The organism is Streptomyces sp. NPDC002680, assembly GCF_042889145.1.
Taxonomy (GTDB): Bacteria; Actinomycetota; Actinomycetes; order Streptomycetales; family Streptomycetaceae; genus Streptomyces; species Streptomyces adonidis.
On sequence record NZ_JBIAQP010000037.1, the window covers coordinates 1 to 17262 of the forward strand.

At 71.6% G+C, this 17262-nt stretch carries 20 protein-coding genes; 11 read left to right on the forward strand and 9 right to left on the reverse strand.

The features are described 5' to 3' along the window. Together ACFYXF_RS50970 and ACFYXF_RS50975 are read right to left on the reverse strand one after the other, a co-directional pair. On the reverse strand, positions 1 to 560 hold a 560-nt coding region (locus tag ACFYXF_RS50970; RefSeq protein WP_389361122.1), incomplete at its 3' end, for an alcohol dehydrogenase catalytic domain-containing protein. 68 nt (positions 561 to 628) lie between these two features. Beyond that, positions 629 to 1552: an SGNH/GDSL hydrolase family protein gene (locus tag ACFYXF_RS50975; protein WP_389361124.1), complete on the reverse strand. Its 924-nt coding sequence runs from the start codon at positions 1550 to 1552 to the stop codon at positions 629 to 631. A 322-nt stretch (positions 1553 to 1874) separates the two neighbouring features. On the opposite strand from ACFYXF_RS50975, the gene ACFYXF_RS50980 reads away from it, so the two are divergent. The 5 genes from ACFYXF_RS50980 (at position 1875) to ACFYXF_RS51000 (ending at position 5190) form a co-directional block, all read left to right on the forward strand. Further along, positions 1875 to 2402, forward strand: coding sequence for a MarR family winged helix-turn-helix transcriptional regulator (locus ACFYXF_RS50980; protein WP_389361126.1), 528 nt, complete (start codon positions 1875 to 1877; stop codon positions 2400 to 2402). A gap of 77 nt (positions 2403 to 2479) precedes the next feature. Continuing rightward, positions 2480 to 3184, forward strand: a complete 705-nt coding sequence (locus tag ACFYXF_RS50985) for a response regulator transcription factor (RefSeq protein WP_389361128.1) — start codon at positions 2480 to 2482, stop codon at positions 3182 to 3184. A gap of 72 nt (positions 3185 to 3256) precedes the next feature. Beyond that, positions 3257 to 3454: a ferredoxin gene (locus tag ACFYXF_RS50990; RefSeq protein WP_389361195.1), complete on the forward strand. Its 198-nt coding sequence runs from the start codon at positions 3257 to 3259 to the stop codon at positions 3452 to 3454. Continuing rightward, positions 3451 to 4638 (forward strand): NAD(P)/FAD-dependent oxidoreductase, encoded by a 1188-nt coding sequence (locus ACFYXF_RS50995; protein WP_389361130.1) that lies wholly within the window; start codon positions 3451 to 3453, stop codon positions 4636 to 4638. The genes ACFYXF_RS50990 and ACFYXF_RS50995 overlap by 4 nt, the downstream gene beginning before the upstream one ends. Before the next feature lie 30 nt (positions 4639 to 4668). Then, positions 4669 to 5190: a MarR family winged helix-turn-helix transcriptional regulator gene (locus ACFYXF_RS51000; RefSeq protein WP_389361132.1), complete on the forward strand. Its 522-nt coding sequence runs from the start codon at positions 4669 to 4671 to the stop codon at positions 5188 to 5190. A 138-nt stretch (positions 5191 to 5328) separates the two neighbouring features. Here the strand turns inward: ACFYXF_RS51000 and ACFYXF_RS51005 are convergent, their stop codons facing one another. Together ACFYXF_RS51005 and ACFYXF_RS51010 are read right to left on the reverse strand one after the other, a co-directional pair. Beyond that, positions 5329 to 6969, reverse strand: a complete 1641-nt coding sequence (locus ACFYXF_RS51005) for a trehalase family glycosidase (protein ID WP_389361134.1) — start codon at positions 6967 to 6969, stop codon at positions 5329 to 5331. A gap of 95 nt (positions 6970 to 7064) precedes the next feature. After that, positions 7065 to 7838 carry an SDR family oxidoreductase gene (locus tag ACFYXF_RS51010; protein ID WP_389361136.1) on the reverse strand — a complete coding sequence of 258 codons (774 nt, stop codon included), beginning with the start codon at positions 7836 to 7838 and terminating at the stop codon, positions 7065 to 7067. A 112-nt stretch (positions 7839 to 7950) separates the two neighbouring features. Between ACFYXF_RS51010 and ACFYXF_RS51015 the strand changes: the two genes are divergently transcribed. The 4 genes from ACFYXF_RS51015 (at position 7951) to ACFYXF_RS51030 (ending at position 12072) form a co-directional block, all read left to right on the forward strand. Next, positions 7951 to 8664 (forward strand): TetR/AcrR family transcriptional regulator, encoded by a 714-nt coding sequence (locus ACFYXF_RS51015; protein ID WP_389361138.1) that lies wholly within the window; start codon positions 7951 to 7953, stop codon positions 8662 to 8664. An 84-nt stretch (positions 8665 to 8748) separates the two neighbouring features. Continuing rightward, complete coding sequence (locus tag ACFYXF_RS51020) at positions 8749 to 9129, forward strand: DoxX family protein (RefSeq protein WP_369035708.1); 381 nt, start codon at positions 8749 to 8751, stop codon at positions 9127 to 9129. Beyond that, complete coding sequence (locus ACFYXF_RS51025) at positions 9126 to 9593, forward strand: peroxiredoxin (RefSeq protein ID WP_389361140.1); 468 nt, start codon at positions 9126 to 9128, stop codon at positions 9591 to 9593. The genes ACFYXF_RS51020 and ACFYXF_RS51025 overlap by 4 nt, the downstream gene beginning before the upstream one ends. Before the next feature lie 112 nt (positions 9594 to 9705). Then, on the forward strand, positions 9706 to 12072 hold the full coding sequence (locus ACFYXF_RS51030; RefSeq protein ID WP_389361142.1) for a SpoIIE family protein phosphatase: 2367 nt from the start codon (positions 9706 to 9708) through the stop codon (positions 12070 to 12072). Between the two features lie 30 nt (positions 12073 to 12102). On the opposite strand, the gene ACFYXF_RS51035 is transcribed toward ACFYXF_RS51030, so the two are convergent. From ACFYXF_RS51035 to ACFYXF_RS51045, 3 genes are all read right to left on the reverse strand, one after another. Next, a complete protein-coding gene (locus tag ACFYXF_RS51035; protein ID WP_389361144.1) occupies positions 12103 to 12537 on the reverse strand; it encodes a cupin domain-containing protein in 435 nt (144 codons plus the stop codon). Positions 12538 to 12583: 46 nt separating this feature from the next. Continuing rightward, complete coding sequence (locus tag ACFYXF_RS51040) at positions 12584 to 13117, reverse strand: MFS transporter (protein WP_389361146.1); 534 nt, start codon at positions 13115 to 13117, stop codon at positions 12584 to 12586. Positions 13118 to 13184: 67 nt separating this feature from the next. Beyond that, positions 13185 to 13607: a DUF3291 domain-containing protein gene (locus ACFYXF_RS51045; RefSeq protein WP_389361148.1), complete on the reverse strand. Its 423-nt coding sequence runs from the start codon at positions 13605 to 13607 to the stop codon at positions 13185 to 13187. Between the two features lie 109 nt (positions 13608 to 13716). Here ACFYXF_RS51045 and ACFYXF_RS51050 point away from each other — a divergent pair, with 109 nt between their 5' ends. Beyond that, positions 13717 to 14346: a MerR family transcriptional regulator gene (locus ACFYXF_RS51050; protein WP_389361150.1), complete on the forward strand. Its 630-nt coding sequence runs from the start codon at positions 13717 to 13719 to the stop codon at positions 14344 to 14346. Positions 14347 to 14379: 33 nt separating this feature from the next. Here the strand turns inward: ACFYXF_RS51050 and ACFYXF_RS51055 are convergent, their stop codons facing one another. Continuing rightward, the gene (locus tag ACFYXF_RS51055; RefSeq protein ID WP_389361152.1) at positions 14380 to 14991 is read right to left on the reverse strand and encodes a hypothetical protein; all 612 of its coding nucleotides are present in this window, start codon (positions 14989 to 14991) and stop codon (positions 14380 to 14382) included. Positions 14992 to 15219: 228 nt separating this feature from the next. On the opposite strand from ACFYXF_RS51055, the gene ACFYXF_RS51060 reads away from it, so the two are divergent. Beyond that, positions 15220 to 16191 carry a TauD/TfdA dioxygenase family protein gene (locus ACFYXF_RS51060; protein ID WP_389361154.1) on the forward strand — a complete coding sequence of 324 codons (972 nt, stop codon included), beginning with the start codon at positions 15220 to 15222 and terminating at the stop codon, positions 16189 to 16191. Between the two features lie 13 nt (positions 16192 to 16204). Here ACFYXF_RS51060 and ACFYXF_RS51065 read toward each other — a convergent pair whose 3' ends face one another. Then, positions 16205 to 17245 carry an LLM class flavin-dependent oxidoreductase gene (locus ACFYXF_RS51065; RefSeq protein WP_389361156.1) on the reverse strand — a complete coding sequence of 347 codons (1041 nt, stop codon included), beginning with the start codon at positions 17243 to 17245 and terminating at the stop codon, positions 16205 to 16207. Positions 17246 to 17262: the final 17 nt, after the last annotated feature.

The window sequence follows — 17262 nt, forward strand, 5'->3', positions numbered from 1 at the left end:
ACGGTGACGTGCTTGACGCCGCGCAGTTTGAGCCAGATGGTGGCGCCGAGTCCGATGGGTCCGGCGCCGAAGACGACGACGGTGTCGTCGGGGGTGGCCTCGGAGCGGTTCACACAGTGGCGGGCGACCGCCATCGGCTCGTTCAGGGACGCGATGTCGAAGGGGACGGTGTCGGGGAAGACGGTGACCGTCTTGCCGACCTCGCAGTCGTCCAGGAGCAGGTACTCGCTCATCGCGCCGTGCGCGCCACCACAGCCGATGATCCCGGACGACACACCCTGCGGGTTGACGACCACCCGGTCGCCCGCCTTGAGGCCCTCGACCTCGGCGCCGACCTCCACCACCTCACCGGCAGGCTCGTGGCCCAGCGGGATGGAGACCATGGAACCGTCCGGACCGAACGGGCTGCCGCCGATGTGGACGAAGAAGGTGTCGGTGCCGCAGATACCGCAGGCACGGACCCGCATGAGCACGTCCTTGGGCCCGGGAACGGGACGTTCGACCTCGACGACCTCGATCTTGCCCTGGGCGCCGGTCTTGACGGACTTCATGGTGGCCATGGGGTAACTCGCCTTCTGAGTACGGGAACTGATGTTTTCGTGGGGGGAGATCTGGGGGTCGGGTGCGCTCATCCCGAAGTCCTGAGGGCGCGTACGACGGCATCGGCCATACCGCGCTCACCGCGCTCGTTGGGGTGCACCGGGGCCGCGTCCGCCGCCGGCATCAGGGGCTCGATCCAGCGGGTGTCCCGAGCCGCACAGGCGTCACGGCCGACGGAGGGCCCGTAGGTGTCGACGTACACCGCCCCCGCTGCCTCGGCCCGCTCGCGCAGCACGCTGTTGAGCTGCCGTTCCTTGGCGTCGAGGAAGCGCACGTCATCGGGAGCGAGGGTCATGTCGTCGTCGCAGCGGTTTCCCTCGGACGGCAGGATCGCCGGATAGCCGACGACGTACACCTCGGCCTGGGGAGCGCGGCGCCTGACCTCGGAGAGCGCGCCGGCCAGCCGCTCGCCCGCCGCGTCGATCCGCGCCGCCACCTCGTCGGCGCCGTCGGAGACGTACTCCGCGCGACAGGGCGCGTCGTTCCCGGTGAACCTGCCGCTGCCGGTCAGCCGGTAGACGGCGCCCTTCTTCACGCACTCCTGGACCGTGGCGGCGAAGCCGATGTCGTTGCCGCCCACGCCGAGGGTGACCAGCCCGGTCCTCGCGGAGAGCGCGGACAGCTGGGCCGGGTTGACGCCGTCGTCCGTGGACTGGGCGGAGGAGAGGTCGGCGATCCTGGCGCCGCTGCAGCTCATGTCGCGGAAGTCGGCCGCGTCCAGGGCCAGGTGCTTCGCGACCAGGGAAGGGTAGTTGCGGTCGGAACGGTCGCAGCCGGCGGGCTTCCCGGTCCGGGTGGGGATCCTGGGGCCGGAGGTGTAGGAGTCGCCCAGTGCGACGTACGGGCCCTGCGGCGGGGCCGTGTCGTCGTCGCCTCGTCCGACGGTGAGCACGGTGACCAGCGCGCCGCACGCGATCGCCCCGGCCAGCCCGGCTCGTACGAAGGTCCTCATCGGGGAGTCCCGCCTTCCGTCTTCTGGTGTCCTCGGACCCGGCGCCGGACGGGGGGAGTTGTCCGGAGCCGGGTCCGTGGACTGCGCCGATCCCCGTCCCCACGGGTGCGGCGCGGCGGGGCCTCCTCCGCTCAAGGCGGCCCCGGTCTCGGTGCCCGCGGGTTGTTCGACTCGCGGGCTTCGGTGATTCCCTTTTGCTTGAGTCAGGCAAGCACATGTGAGTTACTTGAGTCAAGCAAGCTAAATGTCGAGCCAGGCGAGCCGGGGAGGGGGGTGGGTCATTTTGCTTGAGTCACGCAAGCAGAATGCTAGGGTGGCGTCCATGCCCACACCACCGTCAGCGGAAGTCCCCGCTTCGGCGGCGACGGACGTGGCCGAGATCGACCGCAATCTCAACCGGATGGCTCACCTGGCCAACCACTCCAGAGAGCACGGACGGCTGAGAGAGCGGGCCGGCATCCCACTGGAGCGCTCCGCCGTGGTGCTCCTGCGGCAGATCGCCGACTCCGAACCCCTGCGTCCGGGGGAGCTGGCGAACCTGCTGGCGGTGGAGGCCTCGCACATCACCCGCCAGGTGCAGCGCCTCCAGGAGGCCGGTTACGTCACCCGCGTACCCGACCCCCATGACCGCCGCGCCCAGCGCATCCGGCTCACCGCGGCGGGCGAGGAGGCGGTCGTCCGTATCCAGGAGGTCAAGCGCCACTCCATGCGGATGGCCCTGGAGGACTGGTCACCCCAGGAACTCCGGCGACTGGCCGCCTTCGTGGACCGGATGGTCGACGACCTGCTCGCGTACGCCATCGAGTCGGACGACGGCCCAGGGGCCGCCGTACCCCACCCCACCCGCTGACCGCACCGGGCGGTCGACCGCGTGGCTCGCACAGCTGTCGAGACGTGAAGCGTGGATCCAATATGAACGGTCTTTCCATGGTGAGCATCAGCGAGAAACCGGCGCCGGGCGACGGGCAGCACATCCTGGTCATCGCCGGTGATCCCGAGATCGCCGAACTGCTGTCGACCACACTGGAGTTGGCGGGCTACCTGGTCGCCGTGGCGGGCTCCGGGACCGAGGCGCTGACCCGGCTCGGCGGCTTCCGCTTCGACCTGGTGGTGCTCGACCTGACCCTGCCGGACCTGGACGTGCTGGCGCGCCGCCACCGCGTCACCGGCGAACGTCCGGCGGTCCTCTTCCTCGCCCCCGTCGACTCCCTGGGCATGCTGCTGTCGGCGATGGGCCGGGTCGGGCAGGACTACGTGACCACGCCGTTCCGCATCTCCGAAGTCCTGGTCCGCGTCCAGGTGCTGCTGCGGGGCTGGAGCCCGGCACGGCAGCTGAGGGTGCTGTCGTACGGCGATCTGGCCCTGGACGACTCCATCTGCGAGGCGCGCCGTGGGCAGCGCCCGCTCGATCTGACCCCGGCGGAGTACCGGCTGCTGCGCCATCTGCTGGTCAACTCCGGGAAGGTGCTGTCGAAGGAGCAGATCGCCCGGCACGTCTGGGGCGAGTACCGCGGCGGCAACGCGATCGAACAACTCGTCTCCCGGCTGCGCCGCAAGGTGAACCAGGAGAGACCGGCGCTGATCCACACGCGCCGGGGCTTCGGCTACTGGCTCGGCGGTTCCACGCCATGACCGGGCCGGCCGTTCAACCCGTATCGACCTGTACACACAACGACGAACTCAACGAGGAGCATCGACATGACCATGCGTGTGGAACTGGACGAGCCCAAGTGCGTCGCCTCGGGCCAGTGCGTGATGGCCTCGCCGGAGGTCTTCGACCAGCGCGACGAGGACGGCATCGCCATCGTCCTTGAGGAGACACCCGAGGACGGCCTCCTCGACGGCGTCCAGGAAGCCGTCGCGATCTGCCCGGCGGCGGCGATCCGGCTGGTCGAGCAGTGAGGCGGATCCTGATCGTCGGTGCTTCGGCCGCCGGCCTTGCGGCGGCCGAGACGCTCCGGCGCCAGGGTTACCACGGCGCACTGACCCTCGTCGGGGACGAACCCGAGGTTCCTTACGACCGTCCGCCGTTGTCGAAGCAGATCCTCGCGGGGGAGTGGCACCCCGACCGGCTGGCACTGCGCGAGCGATCCGACCTCGCCGCGCTCGGCCTCGATCTGCGCCTCGGCACCGCCGCGACCGCCCTCGAACCGGCCGACCGCACCGTGCTGCTCGCCGACGGCACCCGGATCCCGTACGACGGGCTGATCGTGGCCACCGGCGTCCGCCCGCGCCGCCTGCCCGGCGAGGGCGCGCACGTCCTGCGCACCCTCGACGACGCGCTGACCCTCCGTGACCGGCTCACGCCGGGTCGCCGCCTGATCGTGGTGGGCGCCGGTTTCCTGGGCGCCGAGGCCGCGGCCGTGGCCCGGGGACTCGGCGCCGAGGTCACGCTCCTCGAACCGGCGCCCGTGCCGCTGGCCCACGCGGTCGGCGAGGAGGTCGGGCGGATGCTGTCCAAGGTCCATCTCGACCACGGCGTCGATCTGCGCACCGGCGTCGGTGTGAGCGAGGTGACCGAGGACGGGGTGCGCCTCGCCGACGGTGAACTCCTTGATGCTGAGGAGGTGTTGGTGGCCGTCGGCTCCAGCCCCAACACCGAGTGGCTGGCCGGCAGCGGACTGACCCTGGACGACGGTCTGGTCTGCGACGAGTACTGCGCGGCGGCACCGTACGTGTACGCGGCCGGTGACGTGGCCCGCTGGTACAACCCCCTGTTCGGCACCCGGATGCGGATCGAGCACCGCACCCACGCCGCCGAGCAGGGCATGGCGGCGGCCCGCAACCTCCTCGACCCGGACGCGCGCAAGCCCTTCGCACCGGTCCCGTACTTCTGGTCCGACCAGTACGACATGAAGATCCAGGCGTACGGCTATCTGCGCGGCCACGATCAAGTCGCCGTCGTCGAGGGCGATCTGACGGAACGGCGGTTCCTGGCCGCCTACCGCACGGGGGACCGGCTGGTGGGCGTCCTGGCGGTCGGTATGCCGCCGAAGGCGATCCGCCGGTGGCGGCAGGCCATCGCGGCGGGCACCGCCTGGCATGATGCCGTGGCGGGAGCGGCCCCGGCGGCTGAATTTACTTGAGTTACGCAACGAGATGGTAAACTTGAGGGTATGTCCACACCGCCACCCAAAACCCCGCCTGCCCCGAAGGATGTGGCCGAGATCGAACGAGCTCTCACCCGCATCTCCTATCTGGTCAGCCGCGCCCGGCAGCACGACCGCCTCATGGCGGTCGCCGGAGTCCCGCTGGACCGGGCCGCGACCGCGCTCCTGCGGCAGATCGCCGACTCGGAACCGATGCGCCCCGGTGAACTCGCCAACCGGCTCGCGGTCGAGGCCTCCCATGTCACCCGCCAGGTGCAGCAGCTCCAGAAGGCCGGTTACGTCACCCGCGTACCCGACCCCGACGACCGTCGCGCCCAGCGCATCGAGCTGACCGCCACGGGCGAGGAGGCTGTCGACCGCATCCGGGAGGCGAGCATCCGCGGGATGCGGATGGCCCTCGGCAACTGGTCCGCCGAGGAACTCCAGCAGCTCGCAGGGCTGTTCCACCGAATGGTCGACGACTTCCTCACCTACTCCTTCGAGGAGGAGGGCGAGGAGGGCGCCGCCGAGCCGGTCCCCAGCGCCTGACGCGCCGCCCAGTGCCGTATCGCACCGTTCCAGCGGTGCGATCGGCCGGGGCCTGTCGTCTGGCATCACGCCGTCTTCAGCTGGATCACGCCGTCTTCAGTACGCCCTACGGCCCAGGCGTGATCCGAACGACAGCACCTACTCCCCGTCGAGCACCAGCTCGACCGTGTGCCGGCCCGTTTCGGCCGCCGTGAGAACCGGGGCGCCCGGACGGCCGTCCACCGTGCAGGAGCGCACCCGGTTGCCGGCGCCGGTCAGCGCGATGTCCAGCGTCAGGTCCCGCCAGCGCAGGCCGCGCAGTCGGACCGGGCCCCATCGCTCGGGCAGGCACGGTCTCAGGCGCACGGTGTCCGCCGAGTGCTCCAGGCCGATCAGGCCCTCGTGGACGAGGCGCAGATACGCGGTCGCCGACCAGGTCTGGTGCGGCTGTGAGACGAAGTGCTCGGGTCTGCCGCTCGCACCGCTCTGCCAGCCCCCGTCGACCTTCCCGTTCACCGAGTCGTACACCTCGTAGTAGTCGCCCCCGCTGCCGGTGACGAGATCCGCGAAGGTCTCGACGGCACGCGCGAACTGTTCGGTCCGGCCGGCCCCGGCCGCCGCCAGCCCGTACAGGCCGTGCACCATCGGCCAGATCATCACGTTGTGCCGTCCGGGACGGCCGGCGCCGAACCGGGCGAAGTGCGGCCAGACGTTGACGATGCCGTGCGGCTGCCAGTGGGCGCCGTCCAGGATCTGCCGCGCCCGCCGCTCGTCGGCCACCCCGAGCAGCAGCGCGAGCGCGAGCCCCGCGCCCTCCTGCGAGGTGTCGACCCGACCCGCGAACGGACCGCCCCCGTGCACGAGATACGTGTACGTCCCCGCTTCCGGCCGCCACAGGTGCCGGTCGACCGCCGCCCGCAGCCGCTCGGCCGCCGCACGCCATGCCGCCGCCTCCACCGGTCTGCCGAGCGCGTCGGCCATGTCCGCCAGTGCCGAACGGGCGCCGTAGTACAGGCAGTTCGTCGACAGGCACAGCAGGTCCGCGGTGTGCGGATGGTCCAGGACGAAGGACGAACGGACATCTGCGGCCGAGGGCGGATCGGGATATCCGGAGATCCCGTCGTTCATGAACCCCGGCCCCCGGAAGAGCCCGTACGAACCGTTGAAACTCTGCTCCTCGCGTTCCCTCATCGTGTGTACGGACGTCTCGTACGCCTTGCCCAGGAAGTCCCGGTCGCCGGTGACCAGGTAGTGGTGCTGGGCGGCCACGATCCACACGACCTGGTCCCACCACTGGTTGTCCTGCTGCACGACCAGCCCGTCCGGCCCCCGGTCCACCACCGACCACAGGGTGTTGCGCCCGATGTCCGGTGCCAGCAGGGAGGCCGCGCTCCACGCGTTGACGGCCGCGTCCCGGGTCCACCGCTGCGGCGCCGGATAGCCGGCTCCGGCCCGGACGAGCGTGCCGGGAGGGTCGGTGAGCAGTCCGGCACTGTCGTAGACCGCCGGATCCGCCGCGATGGTGTTGCGGTCGGACATATCCGTGAGCGCGGACGCGTAGAGCCTGCCGAGCCGTTGCTGGGTGGCCGGGTCGTCGAAGGTGAGTGAGGGCATGGTGTCCCCGATCCTGGAGGTCACGGCACGGGTGCGGGCGGTGGGTCTGGTTGAGGCTGGGGCCGGTGCGGCGCCGACTCCGGCCGCCGTGAGCGCCGTACCGCTCGCGGCCTTCAGGAACCCCCGCCGACGGAACGGGCCTCCCTTGCCGTCCCGGTCACCGGTGTCCTGCTCCGCAGCCGCCATGGTCATTCCTCTCCGCATCCCGTGGGCCGTGTGGCTCCCGGAGCCTGGAGAACGACGGCACCGCGCGGACGGTGACGTGCCGGGGCGCGGGCGGATCAGGCGATGCCTCCGTTCGCGCGCAGCACCTGGCCGTTGACCCAGTGGCCGGCCGGGCCGACCAGGAAGGACACGACCGAGGCGATGTCCTGCGGTGTCCCCAGACGCTCCAGCGGGGGCTGGGCGGCCAGGCGGGCGACGGTCTCCTCGTCCTTCCCGTCGAGGAACAGGTCGGTGGCCGTCGGTCCGGGCGCGACGGCGTTGACGGTGATGTCCCGGCCGCGCATCTCCCGGGCGAGGATCAGGGTGAGGGCCTCGACGGCGCCCTTGCTCGCCGCGTAGGCGCCATATCCCGGGAACGACAGTCCGAGGACCGACGTGGAGAAGTTGACGAGCGCTCCGCCCGGCCGCAGCCGGCGCGCCGCCTCCCGGTCGACGACGAACGTGCCCCGGATGTTGGTGCGGTGCACGGCGTCGAGTTCGTCCAGGTCGAGATCGGCTATCGGCGACAGGGCCATCCGGCCGGCCGCGTGGACGACGGCGTCGACACCGCCGTATGTACTCTCCGCGAGGTCGAACAGGGCGTTCACGTCGTTCTCGTCGGCGACATCGGCGCGGGCCGAGAGCGCGGTGCCGCCGGCGGCCTCGATGGTGCGGACGGCGTCCTCGGCGGCCTCCTTGTTGCCCGCGTAGCCCACCACCACGGCGAATCCGTCGGCGGCGAGCTGCTGGGCCACCTGGCGCCCTATTCCGCGCGAGCCGCCGGTGACGATCGCGACGCGCGGGCCGGTGAGGGGGCGGTCGGACGGAGGCGTGCTGGGCTGACTGGTCATGACGGTTTCCTTCGTAGCGACGTTACGGTCGATTCGTATCGACGGTATCACGGAATCGTAGCGATGTTAAGAGGTGCTCGTAGCGCCGCTACGAATGGCGTACCGTGAACGCATGGACGCGAGAGAGAAGATCCTGGACGCCGCCACGGAACTGCTGGCCGGGGCGCCGGCCGCCGATGTCTCGACGCGCGCCGTGTGCGAGGCCGCGGGCGTGGGAGCGCCGATGCTCTACCGCCTCTTCGGAGACAAGGCGGGGCTGCTCGCCGCGGTGGTCGACCGGGGATTCGAGCAGTACCTCGCCTCCAAGCGCGCCGCCCGGCCCAGCGCCGACCCCGTCGCCGACCTCAAGCGCGGCTGGGACAACCACATGCGGTTCGCGCTGGACCACCCCAACCACTACCGCCTGATGTACTCACCCGAGCTGACCGCACCCCCCGCCGCCGCCAAGGAGGCCCACGCCCTGCTGCACGGCGTACTGGAGCGCTGCGCGGCGGCCGGACTGCTGACCGTCCCCCCGGAGGCCGCCACCCGGGTCGTCATGGCGGCGAACGTCGGCGCGGCCCTGTCCATGCTCACCAGACCCGAGCAGTACCCCGACATCCGCTTCGCCGCCCGGCTGCGCGACTCGGTGATCGACTCCCTCACCCGCCCCGCAGGTACCGGCGAACCGCGCGACACCGGCCCGGGGAACGCCGTACCGACGGCGGCGGCCACCCTCGCGGCCCGGCTGCGCGCCGAACCCCCGCAGCAGCTCACCGTGGTGGAGGCGGCCCTGCTCCAGCAGTGGCTGGGCACCCTCGCGGAACCCGGCGAGCCCCCGGCCTGATCACGGGTGACAGTCGAACACCCGCCTCCTCGCCCGTAATTACCGTCCCGTAGGATCGCCCGGCACACCATCCGAGGAGGAAGCGTGCCACGGTCCCAACGCTCGCCCCTGCTGCTCGCCGGTCTGCTGGCCGCCGCCGGCGTCACCCACTTCGTCGCGCCCCGCCAGTACGACGCGATCGTGCCGCGCGCACTGCCGGGCACGCCCAGGACCTGGACGTACGCCAGTGGTGTCGCCGAACTCGCGCTGGCGGCCGGGGTGGCGCTGCCGCGCACCCGGCGGGTCGCCGCGCTCGCCACGGCGGGCTTCTTCGTCGGGGTGTTCCCGGCCAACGTGAAGATGGCCGTCGACTGGCGAAACCGGCCCGCACCCCTGCGGACCGGTGCCATCGCGCGGCTGCCGCTCCAGGTGCCGCTCGTCCTGTGGGCACGCAGTGTCGCGAAGAACGGAGAGGGCCGGTCATGACACGCAAGGTGAACGTCGGAGACAAGATCGAGGACTTCGAGCTGCCCGACGAGAGCGGAGCGCCCAGGCGGCTGTCCGAACTCCTCACGGACGGGCCGATCGTCCTCTTCTTCTATCCCGCCGCCCTGACACCCGGCTGCACCGCCGAGGCCTGTCACTTCCGGGACCTGGCCGCCGAGTTCGCCGCCGTCGGCGCGCGGCCGGTCGGGATCAGCGGGGACTCGGTCGACAAGCAGCAGGAGTTCGCGCAGAGCCACACGCTCGGCATGCCGCTGCTGTCCGACGCAGACGGGACGGTCCGTGAGCTGTTCGGGGTGAAGCGCGGCTTCTCGATGATGCCGACCAAGCGGGTCACCTTCGTCATAGCCCAGGACCGTACGGTCCTGGAGGTGGTGACGAGCGAGCTGCGGATGAACACCCACGCGGACCGTGCCCTCGAAGCACTCCGCGCCCACAAGGGCTGACGCCCTTCCCGTCCGTCCTCCGTACCCCGGTGCGGCGGACGGGCGGAGTCCGCTTTGCCTGGGTCCGCCATCCGGGTTGATGCCAGGGAGCCCAGGGACCATCCTGGGGCGTATGAAACAAGTCGCCGCCGCGGTGATCATCGATGCCCGAGGCATGGTGACGGGATGGAGCGAGGGCGCCCGGCGGCTGACGGGACACCCGGCCGAGGCCGTCGTCGGACACCCGGCCGCCGAACTGCTCGCCGAGCCCCTGCCGCCGACGGCGCTGACCGAGCAGACCGGAGTGGTGGCGCTCCGCCACCGGGACGGCCACCGCGTCGAACTCGCCGTCAGCCTCTGCCCCGTACTGGGCGAGGACGGCAGCGCACGGGGATTCGTCGTCACCGCCCTCCCCGAACCGGCGGCACCGGAGCCGCAGGCGACCGCACAGGGGCCCGCCCCGCTGGAGCGGGCCATCAGGCAGGCTTCCGTGGCGATGTCCGCCTTCGACACGGAGCAGCGCTACCTGTGGCTCAACAGCGCCGCCTCCGGCCTGATGAAGGCCGACGAGCAGGCCCTGGTCGGAAAGTTCTACGCGGACGTGAACTTCGTGCCCGACGACCGGATCAGCGAGGGATTCCTGCTCAACCTGCGTGAGGTCACCCGCACCGGCGTCCCCGTGCGCTACGAGACCTCGGGCAAGAACGCGGACGACGGCCGGGAATACGCCTGGAGCCTCGAAATGTGGCCGGTGCGCGACGACTCGGGCGCCGTCACCTCGGTGGGCATCGCCGCGTTCGACAGCAGCGAGGAGCACTGGGCGCGGCGGCGGCTCGCCCTGCTCAACGAGGCCGCGACCACCATCGGAACCACCCTCGACGTCGTCCGCACCGCCGAGGAACTCGTCGAACTCGCCGTGCCCCGGTTCGCCGACTTCGTCAGCGTCGACCTGCTCGACTGGGTGCTCGGCGCGGAGGAACCCCCGACAGCGGCCCACACGATCGTGCTGCGCCGGGTCGCCCACGGATCCGTCACCGAGGGCACCCCCGAGGCCGTCATACCGCTGGGCGCGAAGGACACCTACCCGCCGTCCACCCCGCCCGTGCGGGCGATGGCGGAGGGCCGGGCGCTGCTCGGCCGGGCCGGCGAGCGGGCGTTCGACGAATGGGTGGCGGAGCGCAACGCCCGCGAGCCCGTCGGCCGCCCGTACCGCAAGGGCGTCCACTCCATGGTCACCGTGCCGCTGCGGGCCCGCGGCACCACGCTGGGCGTCGCCGTCTTCCTGCGCATCGGCCGCCCCGACCCCTACACCGAGGACGACGTCGTCCTCGCCGAGGAACTGGCCAGCCGCGCAGCCGTCTGTATCGACAACGCCCGCCGCTTCGCCCGTGAACGCACCACCGCGCTGGCCCTCCAGCACAGCCTGCTGCCCCGGGGACTGCCCGGCCAGGCGGCCGTCGAGGTCGCCCACCGCTATCTGCCCTGCGGGTCGGTGGCCGGCATCGGCGGCGACTGGTTCGACGTCATCCCGCTGTCCGGCAGCCGCGTCGCCCTCTGCGTCGGCGACGTCGTCGGCCACGGCATCCAGTCCTCCGCGACCATGGGACGGCTGCGGACGGCCGTACGGACCCTCGCGGACGTCGATCTGCCGCCGGACGAACTCCTCACCCACCTCGACGACCTGGTCACCCACCTGGCCGACGAGGAGGACGGCGCCGACGTCGCCGAACTGGGCGCCACCTGCCTCTACGCCGTCTACGACCCGGTCTCGCGCCGACTGACCCTTGCCTCCGCCGGACACCCGCCGCCCGCCGTCGTACCGCCCGGCGGTGCCCCCGAGCTGATCGAGGTGGCGGCGGGACCGCCGCTCGGCGTCGGCGGCCTGCCCTTCGAGGCGACCGAGCTGAAACTGCCCGAGGGCTCGCTCCTCGCCCTCTACACGGACGGGCTGATCGAGGACCGCGACCGGGACATCGACCACGCCACCGCCGAGCTGTGCCGCGCTCTGGATCTGCCCGGTGCCTCGCTCGACGCCGTGTGCGACGCGGTGCTCAAGGCCGTGCTGCCCGAACAGCCTGGGGACGACGTGGCGCTGCTGCTCGCCCGTACGCACGCGCTCGGTGCCGGCCGGGTGGCCACCTGGGACGTCCCGCAGGACCCCGCGCACGTGTCCGTCGCCCGCCAGGCCGCGATGGAGCAACTGGCCGCCTGGGGGCTGGAGGAGGAGGCGTTCGTCACCGAACTCGTCGTCAGCGAACTGGTCACCAACGCCGTCCGGTACGGCGAACCGCCCATCCAGCTCCGGCTGATCCGCGACCGCGCCCTCATCGTCGAGGTCTCCGACGGGAGTTCCACCTCGCCCCACCTGCGCCGGGCGCACGCCTATGACGAGGGCGGCCGTGGTCTGCTGCTCGTCGCCCAGCTCACCCAGCGCTGGGGCAGCCGCCAGACGGGCACCGGCAAGACGATCTGGGCGGAGCAGCCGCTGCCCGCGGAGTGATCTCCGCGGCCGGTCAGATTCGGCGGCCGGTCACTCGAAGTCGCACCCGGGGTTCGGCGCGTCCTCCGAGAAGGGCGAGCCGTGCGGCAGTACGTACAGGACGTCGAGCACGACAGGTGTGCTGCCGAGGTTCCGGCCTATGTGGACGTTGCCGGGGCCGGCCGGCTCGGTGATGGTGCTGCCCTTCGGATACACACCGTCGGAGGCGCAGGTGGCGTCGAAGTGGCTGAGGGTGCCCTGCTTGACGATGCCGTAGAGCGGGCCGTCGTGGTAGTGCCAGCCGGTGGCCTGACCTGCGGGGATGGTGATCTCACGCAGGGTGTAGTCGGTGTCGCCGATGGTCTTCTGGGCGATGATCACGCCCGAGACTCCCGGCCCGGGCGGTGTCGCCTGGGCGGTGCCGCCGACGAGGACCGCGGCGACGGTGACGGCTCCGGCCGTGGCGGTGCGAAGCAGGTTGCGCATGGTGGGGGTCCCCTCAAGGGCGAGAGCGTGAGCGCGCCATGACATCTCACGATGACCTTAAGGGGCGGCGTGGTCGGCGGAAAGAGGGGTGGAGGGGCGCCCGGCGGACAGTTGGCGCCGGCGATCGCCTGTCCGTCACGTACGGGCAGTCACCGGCGCGGGGGAGGGGCCGGGGCGCTGAGACCCGCTCGGCCACCGCGCCCGCCGGGACCTGAGCCTCCTCCGCCGCTTCCGGCCGGGGTCGGCGCGGAAGCCCCAGCGCGCACACCGCGCCCGCGAACACCACGACGACGCCGGCCCACACCGCCGGGTGCAGCCCGTCCACGAACCGCTGCGGCGAATCCGTGCTGCCGTGCGCCACGAACACCGTGCTCAGTACGGCGATCCCGAGGGCCCAGCCGATCTCCCGGACGATGGTGTTGGCGCCGGACGCCTTGCCCGCGTGCTCGCGGCTGACCGAGCCCAGCACGACGGCCGCCGTCGGCGCGAACACGAAGCCCATGCCGATCCCGGCCACGATCATCGGTCCGACCAGGAAGGGGTACGCGGTGTCGGTGCCCGCGACGGGCGCGACGAACATCGGCATCAGCGTCCAGGCCAGGGTGCGGACGCCGGCCTCGAACCAGTTGGCCGACAGGCCGGTGAAGTCAGGCAGTCGGCGAGTTTCCGTCGGTGTCCGCGCGTTCCTGTGCGGCCAGCCGGTCGCGGGCGTCCGACCAGTCGATGGGCAGGCTTGTCGACGGCGTCTCCCAGAAGGTGAAGACCGAGCGGTCCGTCGTCGAGCGCAGACCGATCATGATCGACCTGTGGGGCTCGGTGTGCGCGTACGTGTAGAGGGCCTGCTTGTCCTCCCAGGCCGACAGTGTCCAGAACGTGCGTTTGAGCGGCTCGGCGATCAGGGACGCGCCGTACGCGCCGGGCGCGCTCCTCACCTGCTTCCACGCGGCGAGGGACCGCAGGAAGAAGCGGGGCACGTCCCGCAGGGAGCGGACCTCGAAGCGGGACGCCATGACGTATGCCGTCGTGTCCGGAGCGGGCTTGTCGACCTTGGTCCAGGGCAGGGTGGGCATGGCTGCGGCCTTCTTCCGGGAGGCAGGGCGAAGCGGAGGCTCTATTGGATACCTCCACTATCCATGTTAGACAGTGGAGGTATCCAATTACCAGAGCGGAGCCCGACCGATGCGCATGTCCGAGCTGAGCCGCCGTAGCGGCGTCTCTGTCACGACGATCAAGTACTACCTCCGCGAAGGTCTCCTCCCGGCCGGCCGCCAGCTGTCGGCGACCCAGGCCGAGTACGACGAGAACCACCTGCGCAGACTCCGGCTGATCCGCGCGCTGATCGGTGTACGGGGTCTGTCCGTCAGCACGACCCGGGAGGTGCTGGGCGCGCTCGCCGAGGACACCACCGACACCCACCGCCTCCTGGGACTCACCCTCGGGGCGATCCGGGTGGCCGGCGAGACGGATCCGGACTCCCCGGAACCGGCCGAAGTCGACGCGCTGATCGAGAAGTTGGGCTGGAACGTGCACGGGGCGGCGCCCGCCCGCGCCACCCTGGCCGAGACCCTCGCCTCGCTGCGCAGCCTGGGCGCGCCGCTGGACTGGCGTGTGCTGCTGCCGTACGCCCGGCTGGCCGAGGAGACCGCGGTCCTCGACCTCGACCAACTGGACGGAATCGAGGACCCGTTGGAGGTCGCCGAGCGCGCCCTCCTGCTCACCGCCCTCCTGGAACCCGCGCTCATGGCGCTGCGGCGCATGGCCCAGGAGAACGAGTCGGCCCGGCGGCACGCGGACGGCGCGGACAACTGACCGGGGAGACGTTGGACGGACGCGCGGCCCGCCCTACGGTACGTACGCCGTCCCGCCCCCGGCTGCCAGCGTCGTGGCGATCCGCCGATGGGCCGACAGCCGTTCCGACTCCGGTACCGCCGGCAGCAGTTCCTCCCACAGTGGGAGGAACGTGCCGCGCAGCTGGGTCAGCCCCGCGGGCCGGGCCAGCAGCCAGAAGTGGAGATGGGCGCCGCCGTCGCCCCACCGGTTGACGTGCACCGGGGCGACGCCGTCCACGGCGAGGACGGCCCGCTCGGTGCGCTGCAACAGCGGGCCCAGTTCGGCCGAGCGGGCGGCGGGCAGATCGGCCAGGTCGTAGTGCCCGCGCGGCTGGAGCAGCACGACAGCGGGCAACCGCGCCCCGCCGACCGCGTCCACCCGCCAGTGCTCGTCCGCCCAGAGGGCCTCCACGACGGGCTTACGACAGACCACGCACTCCTCGGCCCCACCCTCCCCGTCACGCTCCGGCTCGGGCAGCACGGGCGGCAGCAACGGCTTGACCCGCAACTCCCCGTCGACCACCTCGAAGGGAAAGGTCTCCCACCCGCTGACCGACTCGGCGGGCATCGACAGCCGCTCCCCGACAGCCAGCCGCCGAACGAAGTCACTGGGCTCGGAGGTCATCCTCGTAGTTTCCACCAGCACCAGCACCAGCCGCGCCGGAACCCCATGCCGGGCCCCTGCTGATCGGGCGTCAGACAGTCCCGCTTGAGGGGCGTGGGGAACTGCGCGACCAGCCACGACGGACCCGCGGACGAGGTACCGGGGTTTCCAGCGCGGCGTTTACGCTGGCACGCTCATCAGGGAGGCCGACAGCCGACCCATGACCCATGACCCACGATCGGAGCGTGTATGAGGACGGACCCGACCACGAACGGCGAAGTACGGCCGACCGCCGTGGAGGTGAGGCCCGTCGCCGGACACATCGGCGCCGAGATCTCGGGCGTGGACCTGACCGAACCCCTCGACGACACAGTGGTCGCCGAGATCAGGGCGGCCGTCCTGCGCTGGAAGGTGGTCTTCTTCCGCGGTCAGCGGCTCGACCACGCCACCCACATCGCGTTCGCGCGAAGGTTCGGCGAGCCGGTCCTCCTCGGCCGGCGCGGCAGCGCCTCACCCCCCGACTTCCCCGAGATCGAGACGACCGCCGACCGCCTGGAACTGGGCGGCCGCTACGGCATGGAGCACGCCGAATGGCTGGAGCGCCGCCGGCACTCCCTGCTGCGCGGCTGGCACTGCGACCACGGCGCCCGTATCGACCCGCCCGCCGCGACCGTCCTGCGCGCCGAGACCGTACCGCCGTACGGAGGCGACACCACCTGGTCCAACCTGGCCGCCGCGTACGCCGGACTCTCCGCGCCCGTACGGGAGTTCGTGGACGGGCTGCGAGCCGAGCACCGGCTCGGCGTCGGTTACCAGTCACGCCCCGGCGACGACGCCTACCTCCGGCATCTGCTGGACCACCAGGTCGCCTCGGTGCACCCGTTGGTACGGGTCCACCCCGAAACGGGGGAGCGGGTGCTGTTCGTCAACGGCTACTACCTGGAGCAGATCGTGGACGTCTCCCGCGCGGAGAGCCGCCTGCTCCTGGAGATGCTGCTCGAACAGGCGACCAGGCCCGAGTACACGGTCCGCTTCCGTTGGGAGCCCGGCAGCGTCGCCTTCTGGGACAACCGGGCCACCATCCACCTCGCCCCCAGCGACAACGCCCACCTCGGCCACCCCCGGGTCATGCACCGCGTGATGCTGACCGGCGACATCCCGGCCGGCGTCGACGGGAAGCCGTCCGAGCCGGTCACCGGCATCGAACCCGGACGCTGGTGAAGGCTGTCGCCGGTCAGCCGGCGGCCGGCTTCCAGCCCAGTGCGGGACCGAGCCGGGTCGCGATGTCCGTGAGGATCTGGACGTAGTCCTCGTGGTCGAAGGTGAACGGCAGCGCGAAGGCCACCTCGTCGACCTGCTGGAACGCGACGTGCGCGTACAGGCGTTCGGCGATCTCGGCCGACGTCCCGACGAGGTCCGGCGCGAACATCAGCCGCGCCGGACCCTGCGGGGTCGCGGTACGCGGCAGCCGCTTCGCCGCGTACTCCTCGTACTTCGCGCGCTGCTCGGGCGAGGCACTGTCGGTGGGGATCACGACGAGCCCCTGGGAGACCCGGGCCCGCTCACCGTCCGGATGACTGTCACGGAACGCCCGGATGCCCGCGAGCTGGATCTCGGCGAAGTCCGGCGACCTCTCACCGCCCTCGCCCCCTTCGGCCTTCACGACACTGCTGGTCAGGAAGTTCATCCCGTGCTCACCGGCCCACTTCGCCGACCGCACACTCCCGCCGCCGTACCACAGCCGCCGCCCGAGCCCCGGGGAATGCGGCTGCACCCGGTCGGAGAACACCTCGAACCCCTCGACCCCGCTGAAGTCGGTGGCCGACTTGCCGCGTACGAGGTCCAGCAGCCGCTGGACACGCTCGTAGCTGAAGTCCTCGGCGTCCGCCGTGTCGGGGTAGAGGGCGTCCTTGACCTGGTCGTAGTGCATGGGCGGGCCCACGCTCATCCCCGGGTTGAGCCGGCCCCCGGACAGGATGTCGACGGTCGCCAGGTCCTCCGCGAGGCGCAGCGGGTTCTCCCAGCCCAGCGGGATGACGGCGGTGCCCAGCTCGATCCGGCGGGTGCGCTGCGAGGCCGCCGCCAGGACGGCCACGGGGGAGGAGATCCCGTACTGGAGATGGCGGTGGCGCAGCCAGGCGCTGTCGAAGCCCAGCCGCTCACCCAGCTCGATGATCTCCAGCGTCGACTCGTGACCCGCCCGTGGGTCGTCCCCGTCGAACAGCCCGATGGTGAGAAAGCCCAGCTTGCGCAGAGGCTGTGAGGGGGACGGCACGAGCTCCTCCAACGATC